General features: G+C 40.3%; 14 protein-coding genes and 1 riboswitch. Of the genes, 9 read left to right on the top strand and 5 right to left on the bottom strand.

Annotation, left to right across the window (positions count from 1 at the left end):
- Positions 1-84: 84 nt before the first annotated feature.
- Complete coding sequence (gene trpA, locus LDM93_RS07400; RefSeq protein ID WP_223891671.1) at positions 85-825, bottom strand: tryptophan synthase subunit alpha; 741 nt, start codon at positions 823-825, stop codon at positions 85-87.
- A 174-nt stretch (positions 826-999) separates the two neighbouring features.
- Between trpA and panB the strand changes: the two genes are divergently transcribed.
- Genes panB through LDM93_RS07370 form a run of 6 tightly spaced genes read left to right on the top strand, consistent with a single transcriptional unit; the run spans position 1,000 to position 6,105 of the window.
- Entirely contained in the window at positions 1,000-1,812 is an 813-nt protein-coding gene (gene panB, locus LDM93_RS07395; protein ID WP_223891670.1) for a 3-methyl-2-oxobutanoate hydroxymethyltransferase, read from the top strand.
- Positions 1,813-1,823: 11 nt separating this feature from the next.
- Entirely contained in the window at positions 1,824-2,117 is a 294-nt protein-coding gene (locus tag LDM93_RS07390) for a BON domain-containing protein (protein ID WP_223891669.1), read from the top strand.
- A gap of 3 nt (positions 2,118-2,120) precedes the next feature.
- Positions 2,121-3,134, top strand: coding sequence for a Holliday junction branch migration DNA helicase RuvB (gene ruvB / locus LDM93_RS07385; protein WP_223891666.1), 1,014 nt, complete (start codon positions 2,121-2,123; stop codon positions 3,132-3,134).
- On the top strand, positions 3,121-4,164 hold the full coding sequence (locus LDM93_RS07380; RefSeq protein ID WP_223891665.1) for an AI-2E family transporter: 1,044 nt from the start codon (positions 3,121-3,123) through the stop codon (positions 4,162-4,164). Before ruvB ends, LDM93_RS07380 begins: the two co-directional genes overlap by 14 nt.
- Before the next feature lie 19 nt (positions 4,165-4,183).
- Positions 4,184-4,864, top strand: a complete 681-nt coding sequence (locus tag LDM93_RS07375; RefSeq protein WP_223892055.1) for a response regulator transcription factor — start codon at positions 4,184-4,186, stop codon at positions 4,862-4,864.
- The gene (locus LDM93_RS07370) at positions 4,861-6,105 is read left to right on the top strand and encodes an ArsS family sensor histidine kinase (protein WP_223891663.1); all 1,245 of its coding nucleotides are present in this window, start codon (positions 4,861-4,863) and stop codon (positions 6,103-6,105) included. The genes LDM93_RS07375 and LDM93_RS07370 overlap by 4 nt, the downstream gene beginning before the upstream one ends.
- Here LDM93_RS07370 and LDM93_RS07365 read toward each other — a convergent pair.
- From LDM93_RS07365 to hemB, 4 genes are all read right to left on the bottom strand, one after another.
- Positions 6,102-7,406, bottom strand: a complete 1,305-nt coding sequence (locus tag LDM93_RS07365; protein WP_223891661.1) for a (Fe-S)-binding protein — start codon at positions 7,404-7,406, stop codon at positions 6,102-6,104. The genes LDM93_RS07370 and LDM93_RS07365 overlap by 4 nt on opposite strands.
- Before the next feature lie 35 nt (positions 7,407-7,441).
- On the bottom strand, positions 7,442-8,809 hold the full coding sequence (hemN, locus tag LDM93_RS07360; RefSeq protein ID WP_223891659.1) for an oxygen-independent coproporphyrinogen III oxidase: 1,368 nt from the start codon (positions 8,807-8,809) through the stop codon (positions 7,442-7,444).
- Positions 8,806-9,744 carry an ornithine carbamoyltransferase gene (argF, locus tag LDM93_RS07355; RefSeq protein WP_223891658.1) on the bottom strand — a complete coding sequence of 313 codons (939 nt, stop codon included), beginning with the start codon at positions 9,742-9,744 and terminating at the stop codon, positions 8,806-8,808. The genes hemN and argF overlap by 4 nt, the downstream gene beginning before the upstream one ends.
- Before the next feature lie 141 nt (positions 9,745-9,885).
- Positions 9,886-10,857 carry a porphobilinogen synthase gene (gene hemB / locus LDM93_RS07350; protein ID WP_223891656.1) on the bottom strand — a complete coding sequence of 324 codons (972 nt, stop codon included), beginning with the start codon at positions 10,855-10,857 and terminating at the stop codon, positions 9,886-9,888.
- Between the two features lie 89 nt (positions 10,858-10,946).
- On the opposite strand from hemB, the gene ribA reads away from it, so the two are divergent.
- The 3 genes from ribA to LDM93_RS07335 all read left to right on the top strand — a co-directional run bounded on the left by ribA (position 10,947) and on the right by LDM93_RS07335 (position 13,918).
- Entirely contained in the window at positions 10,947-11,528 is a 582-nt protein-coding gene (gene ribA, locus LDM93_RS07345) for a GTP cyclohydrolase II (RefSeq protein WP_223891653.1), read from the top strand.
- A gap of 212 nt (positions 11,529-11,740) precedes the next feature.
- Positions 11,741-11,839, top strand: a riboswitch (cyclic di-GMP riboswitch).
- Between the two features lie 46 nt (positions 11,840-11,885).
- The gene (locus LDM93_RS07340; RefSeq protein WP_223891651.1) at positions 11,886-12,080 is read left to right on the top strand and encodes a hypothetical protein; all 195 of its coding nucleotides are present in this window, start codon (positions 11,886-11,888) and stop codon (positions 12,078-12,080) included.
- Between the two features lie 59 nt (positions 12,081-12,139).
- A complete protein-coding gene (locus LDM93_RS07335; RefSeq protein ID WP_223891649.1) occupies positions 12,140-13,918 on the top strand; it encodes an FG-GAP repeat protein in 1,779 nt (592 codons plus the stop codon).
- Positions 13,919-14,034 lie beyond the last annotated feature (116 nt).

The raw sequence follows: 14,034 nt of genomic DNA, 5'->3' as shown, positions 1-14,034 counted from the left end.
AATATCCGCCGCCTACGACAATAATAGATGCAATGAGCAGAATGAGACCGATTTTGATACCTTCATCCATCATATTCTCCTTATTTAGCTATTTATTTTTTCTTTTATTTCTCTGGCAATAGCAGAGATCTTCGTGATCTTTTGACTATTACTCAAATGCTCATCCAATAGGACCTTGACAAAAGCAGAACCTACGATAACCCCATCTACACCTTTGGCTTTCTCTTTGGCAGTATGTTCATTTACCCCGAAACCTACATAGACTGGTGTATCTGTAAACGCTTTGATATCTGTGATGATCGGTTGTAGATCTTCACTTTGTCCAGAACCGGTAATACCTGCATACGCTACAAGGTAGATGAATTTTTTTGCATCAGTCACTATCTGCTCGATACGTGCTTTGGAGTCTGTAGGCGCAATGAAATCTATAAGGGCCAACCCCGCAGCTTCTATGGCTGGTTTATAGGGCTTTGCTTCTTCTAAAGGAAGATCCGGAATGATGAAACCGTTTACACCGGCTTTGTTTGCTTCAGTGATGAAAGTCTCCAATCCTTTGTGGTAAAAAGGATTGAAGTATCCCATCCATAAAGTATCTATATGGGGAGTTATCTTCGCGGACACTTCAAACAGATGGTCAAGTTTAAAACCGTTTTCCAAGGCTTTCAGGTTGGCCTTTTCGATGACGGGACCATCTGCAACAGGATCTGAAAAAGGCATACCCAGTTCAAGGGTATCAACACCTGCTTCTGCTAAAGCCAAAGCGGCATCAACGGTAAACTCCAATGAAGGGAAACCGGTGGTAATATAGGCAACTAAATTTTTCAATGTGAACTCTTTTATGACAATATGTAATATATTTTTGTTATTATACATTTTTTAGATAAAATGAGACACATTGAGATGAGAAGAAGAGTTTCTTCTCTTTAGTGTCTAAACCGAAGCGTTCTAAGCAAGGAAAAGCAAAGACGTGTAGGAAATACTTAACTATGTAGGAAGACAATGAGTATTCATACCCCAAAAATAGAAAAAAAAGTTACTTTAACGACCCTTGCAAAGATGAAAGGTGTTGAACCTATTACGATGGTGACAGCCTATGATGCACTGTTTGCACAGATCTTTGATGGTGAAGTGGAGATGATACTTGTCGGTGACAGTCTTAATATGAGTTTTCTGGGAAAAGAAGATACACTGTCTGCAACCATGGATCAGATGATCTACCATACACAAGCGGTATGCAATGGTGCAACGTTACCTGTGATCGTAATGGATATGCCTTTTGGGACTTACACGTCGCCTGAAGTTGCAGTCAAAAATGCAACAAGGGTATACCGGGAGACCAGTGCACAAGCAGTAAAGGTAGAAGGCGGTAAAGAGAGAGCACCTATTGTTGAAGCTTTGACACAAAACTCTATCGCAGTACTTGGGCATATAGGGCTCATGCCACAGTTTATACGCAGTGAGGGTGGCTATAAAATACGAGGGAAAGACCAGGCTGACATCGATAGATTGGTTGAAGATGCCAAAGCGATCGAAGCAGCCGGTGCATTTGCCATCGTAGTTGAAGGGGTGAAAGAAGAAGCAGCCAAAGCGATTACCGAAGCAGTCTCTGTACCGACCATAGGTATAGGGGCAGGGAATGTTACCGATGGACAGGTACTCGTCTGGAGTGATATGTTCGGATTCTTTGAAGCCTTTAAACCGAAGTTTGTCAAGCAGTATTTTGATGGAGCAAAACAGGTACGTGAAGGACTTGAAGCCTATCGTAATGAAGTTAAAGCAAGAGAATTCCCCAGTGATGAATATACCTATTGAGAAAGCAAAAAATGACTAAAAGTTTATTTGCTATGGGGATGGTTGCAGGATTATGCTTGAATGGGTGTAGTGACAATAGATCGGTACACAGACCAGTAGCGAGCATAGGTTCTGCTTCTGACATCAAAGATAAACTGGCAGCAACACAGGCATTGCGTCATACAGATATCAAAGTTGATACACGAAATGGTAAAAACATTTTATCTGGTGCGGTACAGACACAAAAACAGAAATTTTTGGCAGGTTCTGTGGCACGTTCCGTAGAAGGTTCGGGTATAGTAGTCAATCGATTGGTGGTACAGTAATAAATGGAACGTATGGTTGAAATAGAACGTTTTGATGAAGAGGTCTCTTATGAAGCAACACTTCGCCCTAGTTCATGGGATGAGTATATCGGTCAAGAGAAAATTAAAAAGAATTTAAAAGTTTTTATAGAAGCAAGTAAAAAAAGAGAAGAAGCATTAGATCACATTCTCTTTTTTGGACCTCCCGGTCTGGGAAAGACGACCATTGCAAATATTATCTCTACAGAGATGGGAGCCAATATCAAAACGACCGCTGCACCGATGATCGAAAAAGCGGGAGACTTAGCGGCACTGCTTACCAATATCGAAGAGGGTGATATTCTGTTTATCGATGAGATACATCGTATGTCTCCGGCTATAGAAGAGATACTCTACCCGGCTATGGAAGATTTCCGTTTGGATATTATTATAGGTTCCGGACCTGCTGCACAAACGGTAAAGATAGACTTGCCGCGTTTTACTCTGATAGGGGCAACAACAAGAGCAGGGATGCTTTCCAACCCTCTTAGAGAGCGTTTTGGTATGCATTTCCGTATGCAGTTCTATACCCCTGTTGAGTTGGCCCGTATCGTTGCGCAAGCTGCTCAGAAATTGGAAAAACCAGCGCAAGAACATGCGGCGACGGAGATAGCACGCAGAAGTAGGGGTACACCGCGTATTGCACTTCGTTTGCTTAAACGTGTTAGAGACTTCTCTGAAGTGGCGAATGAAGAAGAAGTGACGTTACAAAGAGCCCAATATGCTTTAGATGAACTGGGTGTCAATAATTTAGGTTTCGATGAACAGGATATACAACTTTTAGAATTGCTTGTCTCTGCAAAAAACAAACCCATGGGACTCAGTACCATAGGTGCAGCACTGAGTGAAGACGAAGGTACGATCGAAGATGTCCTGGAACCTTATCTGATAGCAAACGGCTATATAGAAAGAACAGCACGTGGCCGTATAGCCACACAAAAGAGTTATGAACATTTTAAGCTTGGTGGAATGAAGGACGGACTTTTTGATAACGAATAAAAGTATCACGATCACTATACTTTTTGTACTTTCACTGATGGGTGCCTATAGTATCTACAAACCCTTTTTACTCTCTATTGTAGTGGCGATGTTGCTTACTATGGCAACGTACAACCTGACAAAAAAATTGATCAAATATTTTAATTCCAGAAAGTTGAGTGCTATTTTTACTTCTTCACTATTGATCTTGATACTATTTGCACCTATCATTTATATGGCAACCACAGGGGTAGGGTATATCGCACAACTTGATGTTGAAACCATCAATGAGGTTACCTCGGTCGTTCAAACCTTTACACAAAAGATACCCTATGTAAAAGAGTGGAGTCAGATAGGTTTGAGTGATGAAAGGATCGCAGGGTATATCCAAGAGTCAACCTCTTACATGACAACAGCCGGAAGTGCGGGTCTTGGGTTTGTGAAGAATATGATTCTTGTACTTGTTTTTTATTTTATCATCAACTTCTATGGGGAAGGCTTTTTTGATCTGATACGTGCACTCATGCCTGTGAGCAGAATGAAAAGTGCCAAGATGATACATGAAGTATCTTCTACGATGGAAGTGGTTTTTTATTCGATCGTTGTGACAGCCATTTTTGAAGGTTTCCTATTTGGGGTCATGGTGAGTTACTTCGGATTTAATGGACTGCTTTTTGGTGTGATCTATGGTTTTGCATCATTGATACCTGTCATTGGAGGGGCTGTTGTCTGGATACCCGTGGTATTGTATTCTTGGTCAAATATGGATGCGAACACGGCCATTTTTATTGCGAGTTATTCTATTGTTGTTATTTCTATCATCGCCGATACGCTCATTAAACCGGTGATTATCAAAGTGATCAAAGTAGATCTATTGAAAAGTACGATCGAGATCAATGAGATTGTTATATTTTTCTCTATTATCGCAGGGATGAGTACGTACGGCTTTTGGGGAATGATATTGGGACCGGCGATTACTTCATTTTTGATTGCGATTACTAAAGTATATATAGATTATAATCATAAAGAACAAAGTAAACTGATCACGTAAGTTACATAAGGAAGACATCATTATAAAAATACTCATTATAGAAGATGATCCGGAATTAGCACTCATCTTAACAAATTACCTTACAAAATATGATATGGAAGTGATAGGTGCTGAAGACCCTTATATAGGACTTTCACTTTTAACACAGCATGAATTTGATCTGATCATTTTAGATTTGACCTTGCCGGGTATGGATGGGTTGGAAGTGATCCCTAAAATACGTGATCTGACCAATATTCCTATTATCATCTCTTCAGCAAGAGATGATATTACCGATAAGGTGATCGGTATGGAACGTGGTGCAGATGATTATATGCCAAAACCTTATGATCCTAGAGAACTTGTGACACGTATCAAAACGATTTTAAGACGTACACACAGTGTAGAGGAAAAAGTACAGGAAGCAGAAGCACTTTTTGTTGCAGACCCTAACGCCAGAGAGATCCGCTTCAAAGGGAAGTCATTAGAACTCACTGCTGCAGAGTATGATATCTTGGGTATGCTCTTACAGCACAAGAACGGCTCTGTCTCAAGAGAACAGCTTTTATATGAAAGTGAACATATTGATGATGACAGTTCTATTAAAAATATTGATGTGATCATTTCACGGATACGACAGAAAATCGCGAAAATAGATCCTGATAACATTTACATTAAACCGATTCGTGGTGTAGGATACCTTTTAACTGATAGAGTATGAAAAACTTATCCGTAACCACCTTTATACATATTCTTTTCTCCGTAGCAATTTTGATTTTGATCGCTACTTTTTTACTTTTTCTTTCCTGGGATAAAGACCGACATAAGATCGAAGAGTATAAACACTATCAACTTATCTCCATTACTTTTCTCTCAAAATTACAGCTCAATCCAGGAAAAGAAGACTTGGATTCACTCTATAAAGACTTACGTGTAAAACCACTGTCTCAGAAGAAGGCCATAGAGATTAAAAAGCAGATCGAAACAGAGGGTGAAACAGTGTTTACCGGAGGCTCTTCTGTTGGACAAGTGAGGGTTTTTAGAGTAGAAGATGAACATTATATCTATGTACAACGTATGCAACACAATCTTTTGTTAGAAGATGACAGGCCAGAGAATTATTATTTCGAGATCGCTGTCGCCTTGGGTGTTTTTCTTATTGCTGTACTTTTTATACTCTATTTGGCGGTTTTAAGAAAACTTTATCCTTTAAAAAAATTACATAAACAGATACAAAGATTTGCCCAGGGGGATATGCAGACACGCATTACCTATCTCTATGATGATGAGATAGGTAAAATTGCAAAAAGTTTTGATGATGCTATTGTGCATATCAATGCTTTGAGTACCTCTAAAAACCTTTTTATGCGTAACTTGATGCATGAGCTTAAAACGCCTATTACCAAAGGGCGTATCGTTGTTGAAATGATGGAAGATGAAGCAAGTAAAAAGATACTTGTACGTGCCTTTGAACGGATGAATGAACTGATCTCGGAACTTGCAGAGATAGAGAGGGTGACGACGCAAAGTTTTGAACCTACATATGAGTATGTCATGCTTGATGAAATCATACGAAGAAGTCAAGAACTTTTGATGATGCCTAAAGATAACATTACTGTCGATGTGAAAAATATCGCTTTAGCTACAGATATCAAACTACTCTCCCTAGCTATTAAGAACCTGCTAGACAATGGGATAAAATATAGCAAAGATAAACACGTGACAATTAAATCGGTAGGGGATGGTTTGGAGATCAGTTCTAAGGGTGAAAAACTGCAACATCCGCTCTCTTATTATGTAGAACCCTTTTCCCAGGGAGAAAAAAGAAGTTCAGGTTTTGGTTTGGGACTTTATATTGTTCATAATATTTTGGAAAAATTAGGTTGTGGATTGGAGTATAAATATATAGATGGATATAATATCTTTGTTATCAAGGCAGGAGATGCCTGCCGATTTGGTTAATCCTTAAGAGCCTCAGCTATAAGCTCTAAAGGATTTTTAAAGATAGTCTCTACCTCTGCGTTGTTCATCGCTTCACTCAGTTGTACACGACAAGCACTACATTCTGCACTTACATATTTGGCTTTTGTATCATCGATCATGGCTGCTTTAGGTTTTCCTGCAGCTTCTGCAAGATGGAACTTCTCTGTTTGCATCGTTACCCCACCAAATCCACAACAGCGGTTCGGATCACTCATCTCTTTCATCGGATAGTTTTGCGCAAGTAGGTTCCGAGGTTCTTCCCAGATACCCTGTACTTTCCTCGCATGACAAGGGTCATGATACGTGACGACGTCATCAAACTTTTTACCCTTTTCTGCCAGTAATTTAACCAGGTCGGTATTGTTATAGAGCCATGCCGTTGCCATGTGGATCTTCTGGGCTACTTTTTCTGCACGTTCTTTCCATTCAGGCATATCATGATTTTCAAAGAAGACCTGCCAATCATGTTTTACCATCGCTGAACAGGTTGCTTCAGGGATTAACATCGCATCACACTCATCCATAAAACCCTCAAAGTATTCGATATTTTTTTTGGTCATAAACTCTACAGAATCAACATCTCCTGTAAAGTAGGCTGGCGCACCGCAACAGAGTTGTTTTTTAGGGATGAACACATCAATATTCAATTGTTTCAGTATTTCTACCAAACTCTCGCCGATATCTGTATAGTTATAGTTGGCAAGACATCCAATGAAGATCGCTACACGAGGGTTTTTCTTCTCTTGCAGCGGTGCAGGTATCTCTTCAGGATGACTATTTAAAAAGCTTGTTTTTGCCAATGATGGAAGCAGTCTGCCTTTTTTTACCATAGGGAGGGAAAATCTTGCTCTAAGACCTCTGCCTTTTTCATCTACAGACAATGCACAGGTTTTGAACATGAAGCCAAGTTTCATGACCAGGTCCATGATCTTACGGTGGCGAAGCAGGTAGAAAAATCCGCGTTTGAACCATGCTATACCGAACTTATCCGCGATATCGGCACGCACTTCTTCGATGATCATATCCGTAGCCAATGAGTTAGGACAGACATCGACACAGTTGGTACACAAGAAACAAGATTCGAAAATATCTTTGGCATTTTTATCTAGTTCCAGATCGCCTTTTTGATAGGCACCTAAAAGGTCAATGAACCCACGAGGAGAAGTTGTTTCATCCGGGTTTACTTGGTGGATGGTACATACTGGGATGCATTTTCCACATTTGATACAGGCTTCACTGGTATCGGTAAAGTTAAAAATATCTTCTAATTTTTTACTCATTGTTTTTTACTATTTCCTCTTTATATAATGGGATATTATACCGTTTTCGAAAAGCTTTTCTTGCTTTGTGCATACTTTTTCATATAGGCATCAAACGGCATTGCTATATTTCGTATCAGCAGGGTACCAGTGGTGCTTACGGTTATTTTATCCTCTGTAATGGTAACCAAGTCAGCCTCTACAAACTCTTGCAAGGCCTCTAATGCATCGGCAAAGTATGTTTTAAAATCTATATGATACTCAGCATTGACTCTTTTCATATCTATGGAAAAGTTTGCCATAAGCTCCATGATCACCGCTTTACGAAGGTAGTCATCATCACTCAGATTGACCCCTCGTTCAAAAGGCAGTTTTCCTGCATCAAGTGCAGCTTCATAGACTTTCATGTCTTTGGTGTTCTGCGCATAATAGCGCTCACCTTCACCAATACTGGTAAGACCGATACCTACAAGGTTCGCACCGCCTTTTGTCGTGTAGCCTTGAAAATTCCGGTGGAGTTCACCTTTTTCGATAGCCCCAAAAAGTTCATCTTCGGGTTTGGCAAAATGGTCCATACCTACCATTTTATATCCATTACTTTCAAAAAAGTCAATAGTGTATTGGAAGATCTGCAGTTTTACGTCCGGTGTTGGCAGTGTAGTTTCATCAAACTTGCGCTGTGTTTTCATGAGCCAAGGGACATGTGCATAGTTAAAGACAGCGACTCTGTCGGGATCGAGTTGTGTAGAGAGTTCAAGTGTTTTTTTAAATGTTTCTAGTGTTTGATAGGGTAAACCATAGATAAAGTCAGTGTTAATAGAGGTTACTCCATACTTTCTCGCCAGATCTACAGCTGCTTGCGTGAGTTCCAAAGGTTGTATACGATGGATCTCTTTTTGTACTTTTTCATCAAGGTCCTGTACACCAAAACTTATACGGTTAAAACCGTGTTTCTGGAAGACTTTCATTTGGTCTTCGTTAAAAAAACGAGGGTCTATCTCACAACTGATCTCAGCTTCTTGACTCCAGTTAGGAAACTTCGATTTGATATAGGTAACGATCTCATCCAGTTCAAAGGCTTTGTAGTATGTCGGTGTACCCCCGCCAAAGTGAAACTGTATCACTTCACGGGATGTATCGATGTGTTGTGCTAAAAGATCTACCTCTTTTTTTAAGTACTCTATGTAAGCAGAGAGTTTTTTCTCTTTGGAAGTAAACACCACATTACATCCACAAAAATAACATGCTGATCTACAGAAAGGCAAGTGTACATAGAGTGAGAGTTTCTCTTTTGCGTTTTCCAGATAGTGAATATAATCATCATATTTGAAGTTATCACTGAACTCTAAGGCTGTAGGGTAAGAGGTGTATCTTGGTCCTGGCTTGGAGTATTTGCTGAACTTTTCGAAATCTATATCGCTCATTTAGGCGATTCCTCATTACGATGTGCATCTAACCACACCATGATACCTTTTTGTGCGTGTAGTCTGTTCTCGGCTTCACTAAAGATGACTTCTTCATGTTTTTCAAAAGTCTCTTCACTCACTTCATAGCCTCTGTATGCAGGTAAGCAGTGTAAGAAGATGGCATCAGGCTTCGCTAAAGACATCATCGCTTCATCTACCATATAGCCGTTAAATACACGCACACGTTCTTCTTTTTCATCTTCTTGTCCCATAGAGACCCAAGTATCTGTAGTGACGACATCACAATCTTTGACTGCCTCTTTAGGGTCGTTACCAAAAGTGATCTTCGCACCGCTCTCTTTGGCTATTTCAAGCGCCTCATTGACAATCGCTTCATCACACTCATACCCTTGAGGTGTAGCCACTCTCAGTTCAAAACCAAGTTTAGCTGCAAGCATCAGCCAGGAGTGTGTCATATTGTTTCCATCACCGACATACGCAACCACAGGATCCTTCTCTTTACCATGTTCTATCATTGTGAGATAGTCAGTCATAAGCTGCACAGGATGGTAAGCATCCGTCAAACCATTGATCACAGGCACTTTAGAGAAGTTCGCGAACTCTTCAAGTTTTGACTGTTCAAAGGTACGTATCATCACCATATCGACCATACGGCTGATCACACGAGCCGTATCTTTCATCGGCTCACCGCGTCCTAGCTGTATGTCATTAGAAGAGAGGAACAGTCCCACACCGCCAAGTTGGTAGATACCTGTTTCAAAGCTCACACGTGTACGGGTAGAACTTTTTTCAAAGATCATCCCGAGTGTCTGGTGTTCCATGTAAGGTACGAACTTGCGCTGCTTTGTCTGTGCTTTTATCTTCTGTGCTAATGTTATCATCTCCAAGATTTCGTCTTTCGTAAAATCTTTGAGTGTCAAAAAGTGTCTCATCACTGTATCCTCGTGTCTTTCAACCTTGTTTATTTTGATAAATAGTCGGGGGTTGAAAATTTAAAAGAGATTATTCTACCATAAAAGGGTTGAAAGTTGTAGAAACCTGCACTTTTGAGCTAAGTACAGGGAGTAAATGGGTTATTTGTTTAAAAGGATCGCTGCTTCTTTTGCATGGTAGGTGATGATGATATCTGCACCCGCACGTTTAAATCCCAAGAGTGTTTCCATCATCACCTTGTCATAGTCTATCACACCCGCTTTGGCTGCCATTTTGAGCATAGAGTATTCACCAGACACATTGTAGACGGCAAGTGGAAGCGATGTGTTATTCTTCACATCTCTTACCACATCAAGATAGGCAAGTGCAGGTTTGACCATCAGGATGTCTGCTCCCTCTTTTTCATCTTCTATACTCTCTTGTATCGCTTCATTTCTGTTAGCTGGGTTCATCTGGTAAGATCTTCTGTCTCCAAAACTCGGACTGGACTCAGCCACATCACGGAAAGGACCATAATAAGCTGAGGCAAATTTGGTGGAGTAAGACATGACAGGAAGGTTGACAAATCCTGCTTCATCCAGTCCGTTACGTATGGCAGTGATCATCCCGTCCATCATGCCTGAAGGTGCTATCATGTCAACACCTGCCTTGGCATGTACTACGGCTTGTGCAGCCAAGTTGTCAAGTGTAATGTCATTGTCAACCGTGTGGAGTACCGGGTCGATGACACCGCAGTGCCCATGGTCAGTGTATTCGCAGAAACAAAGATCTGTAACCACAAACATGTCAGGGTGTGCAGCTTTGACTTCACGTACTGTTTGAGCGATGATCCCATGCTCACACATCGCATCAGATCCTACAGAGTCTTTCGTATCTGGGATACCAAAAAGGATGATGGAGTAGATACCAAGTTCTTTCAGTACATCACACTCTTTGACTATCTCATCAATGCTCATTTGAAAAACACCAGGCATAGAGTTTACCTCTTCTTTAATGCCTGACCCACTTTTTGCAAAAAGGGGATAGATGAAATCATTGACAGAGAGGTGTGTCTCTTGGAGGAGGTCTCTGAGGACCGGATTGATTCTTTTTCTTCTAAAACGTGCGAACATATACTAACCTTACGATATCTTTTGAAGTATTTTACACTAATTATGGATTATTAATTATTAATTGTTCATTCTTAAAGTATAATCTCATCATGAATACTATTGATATATCACAAATCGCTACTTTACCAACCAAATACGGTGTATTTAAAATACAGGCGTTTAAAGAAGGTACAAAAAATGGTGAAGGCAAAGAACATTTGGCCATTTTTACAGAAGATATGTCAGATGAACCCATCGTCCGTGTACATTCTGAATGTCTGACTGGTGATGCGCTTGGTTCAGTGAAGTGTGATTGTGGAGAACAACTTCAATATGCACTGGAACTGATCGCAAAAGAGGGTGGAATGATCATTTACCATCGTCAAGAAGGACGTAACATCGGCCTGTTAAACAAAGTCAATGCCTATGCATTGCAGGATGCAGGCTTTAACACTGTAGAAGCAAATCATCAACTTGGTTTCAGAGCGGATGAACGTACCTATGAAGTGGTTGAATTCATTTTACATCATTTTGGCATTCAAAAACTAAAACTGCTTACCAACAACCCTAAAAAAATAGAGAGCTTGGGTGACATTGAGATCATAGAACGCCTTCCTATCCAAATCACGCCTAATCCTCACAACGAGGGTTATCTTCAAGTCAAAAAAGACCAGATGGGACATCTGCTTTAATCTCTGCAAAGTTTGACATGAATCGACAGCACTTTGGAAAAATTCATAACTTAGGTTTAAATTTTTCTTAAAATATATTTAACAAATGATTCTTTTTGTATCAAAAAGAGTCATTATCTGCTATAAGAATGAAAAAGTATAACAATTATGTTACGTTTTTTCGAATATTGAGTTATCATATTAATACAAGTTATAATTTTTTTATAGTGAAACAAGATAAATGCTACACCTGTTGTGAGGCAGGGTCAGAAAGCCATGGGTCTTTGATGTTATAGCTCTATAACAAATGAGAAGATCGCCAGGTTACCTAGTACATCATATATACTATTGTGTAATGTAAAAAAGGGGTAATCATATATGGCTTTGAATCCAAAAGAAAAACATACAGATAAAAAAGATGAGATGCAAAAAAAGCGTCGAATTTTTTTGAAGAAGACAGTTTATGCAGCGCCTTCACTTATAGTGTTAGGACAGTTGGCAAGGCCAAATAGTGCTAAAGCTTTTGGAACACCACCAAGTGCTCCTGCCGATAGTGGAGAACAACAATGGTAAAGGTAATAGCAATGAATAAGGGAAATTTCAACGTAATGAAGGCAGTCCTATTGTCTGTAATGATTGGACTAGCATCATTTGCGCACGCTGAAGTTGCATACACTGAACAGACTCTCACGACTAATGGCGGGCAATCAGTTTCTATGGATGGTGAATGGGGGGCAGTCGGAGCCTATGAGGCGGGGATTGCTGGTACCTGCTATGTTACGATGTACCGACTTGATTATACTACTATGACATGGAATTATCATTCTACAGTCGGTGCAGCAAATGGTAATTGTAATGGGAATAAGGGATTTGGGGCTGCCATCACTCTTTCCGGTGAGGAATTGGTGGTTGGACTTGAAGATTATAATGATGGACCAAATAAGGATATAGGTGCCTTTAGTGTCTATGCATATGACAGTGCCAAGGACTCTTGGGAACCGTTAATTGAGCATGTTGTGGCAAGTGATGCACAAGCCTTCTCTGGTTTTGGAACAGCCGTGAATATTCAAAGTGGTTTCTTAATGGTCGGGGCTCCACGACATGATGGAACTGCTGGGGCTGATGTAGGTAAAGTGTATTTGTATGAGAAGCCACAGGATTTTGCTAATGGCTTACCAGAAACAATAACAATCGAGGGAGATCAATCCGGCAGTCTATTTGGTAGTGCTATAGCTGGGGATGGTACGGATATTGTAATCGGAGCACCTGGATATGATCAAGGAGGCTTGATCGATAACGGGGCAGGTTTTATGTACGAGTATAACAATTCTGTGCCAAGTATAACACAGACAGGATCTCTCTATGGTGCCGTTGCTAACGAAGCGTTGGGGATACAGGTTGATCACAAAGACCCTTATGCTATTATAGCAGGTAATTTAAGAACACATGGCTATCATCTTGGAGATGTTTGGTACAAGGATTTAGATGTGGACGGAACAGGGGGTGGTGATGTTTCTATCAACAGTAATGTCAGTGCCATAGCAACAAAAGGAAGTTTCATCAATGTTTACCCTTCAATAGTTAACTCTTTTAACAGCTATTCTCTGCAAATTAACCCAACTGGCACTGTATCTACTGAATTCGCTGAAGATATCTCTTTGTCACAGAATTTTCTGTTCGTAAGTGAAGCAGGGAGTGATCAAGCACGAATGTATGAGATGCCATGTGGGTATGGAGGAGCATTGGTAGAGAACGAGTGGGCAATGGTAAGCATCCCTTGTAAGATCTCCGGTCAGACAGTTGGAACCATTTTTGGTGATGATGGCCTGGGAACGTATGATACTAACTGGGTAGTCTATGAGCAGAATGCTAGTAACTATAGCGGTAAATCGGCTGATTATATTAAGTTGGATGAAACTAGTCCGATAGTACAGGGAAAAAGCTACTGGATCATTGCCGATGCCAACAGAACATGGAAAGTGGACAGTACTGCCAGTTCAACAAGAACGGATCTTAATACTGCGATTGTCCCTAACCCAGATATAGTAGCAGGGACATATGCCGTTGCATTGCCAATGGCAGATCAGAACCTTACTGGCCTTGGATCTTGGGCTAAAGTAATGATAGGGAATCCTTTTGCACGCTCGTTTGAATGGACAAATGTACAATACCTTGTATCTGATGTTGTATCTGATGTGAATATCTCTTTATCAGAGGCTGAAACATTAGGGCTTATGGATAGTACAGCGTATGTTTATGACAGTTCAAGTACTAGTGGACAACCATACACAGCAGTGACTGTCACTCCAGGTGTAGGTACTAAAACAATCTCTGTGAATGAAGGGTTTTGGATTAAGATACTCAATAATGCACTGATAGGTAACAAACTATTGATACCTTTAGAGAAATAGGAGGAGACAAGCATGATGAAAATAAAAAAGAAACTAATCTTCTCAGGTGTAATATTTGCGTTAATAGGTATTATTGGCTGTGGTAATAATAACAACAGTAACAGTGAAAGTGTATC

The organism is Sulfurovum sp. TSL6 (genome assembly GCF_019972115.1).
Lineage (GTDB): Bacteria > Campylobacterota > Campylobacteria > Campylobacterales > Sulfurovaceae > Sulfurovum.
The sequence above is the reverse complement of the archived record's forward strand: the minus strand, read 5'-3'. Positions and strand labels throughout refer to the sequence as shown.

Coding starts and splice junctions, on each gene's coding strand:
- ribA (WP_223891653.1), top strand. CDS start 10,947: ATGAATACTATTGATATATCACAAATCGCTACTTTACCAACCAAATAC.
- hemB (WP_223891656.1), bottom strand. CDS start 10,857: ATGTTCGCACGTTTTAGAAGAAAAAGAATCAATCCGGTCCTCAGAGAC.
- LDM93_RS07340 (WP_223891651.1), top strand. CDS start 11,886: ATGGCTTTGAATCCAAAAGAAAAACATACAGATAAAAAAGATGAGATG.
- LDM93_RS07390 (WP_223891669.1), top strand. CDS start 1,824: ATGACTAAAAGTTTATTTGCTATGGGGATGGTTGCAGGATTATGCTTG.
- ruvB (WP_223891666.1), top strand. CDS start 2,121: ATGGAACGTATGGTTGAAATAGAACGTTTTGATGAAGAGGTCTCTTAT.
- LDM93_RS07370 (WP_223891663.1), top strand. CDS start 4,861: ATGAAAAACTTATCCGTAACCACCTTTATACATATTCTTTTCTCCGTA.
- panB (WP_223891670.1), top strand. CDS start 1,000: ATGAGTATTCATACCCCAAAAATAGAAAAAAAAGTTACTTTAACGACC.
- LDM93_RS07335 (WP_223891649.1), top strand. CDS start 12,140: ATGATTGGACTAGCATCATTTGCGCACGCTGAAGTTGCATACACTGAA.
- argF (WP_223891658.1), bottom strand. CDS start 9,744: ATGAGACACTTTTTGACACTCAAAGATTTTACGAAAGACGAAATCTTG.
- hemN (WP_223891659.1), bottom strand. CDS start 8,809: ATGAGCGATATAGATTTCGAAAAGTTCAGCAAATACTCCAAGCCAGGA.
- LDM93_RS07365 (WP_223891661.1), bottom strand. CDS start 7,406: ATGAGTAAAAAATTAGAAGATATTTTTAACTTTACCGATACCAGTGAA.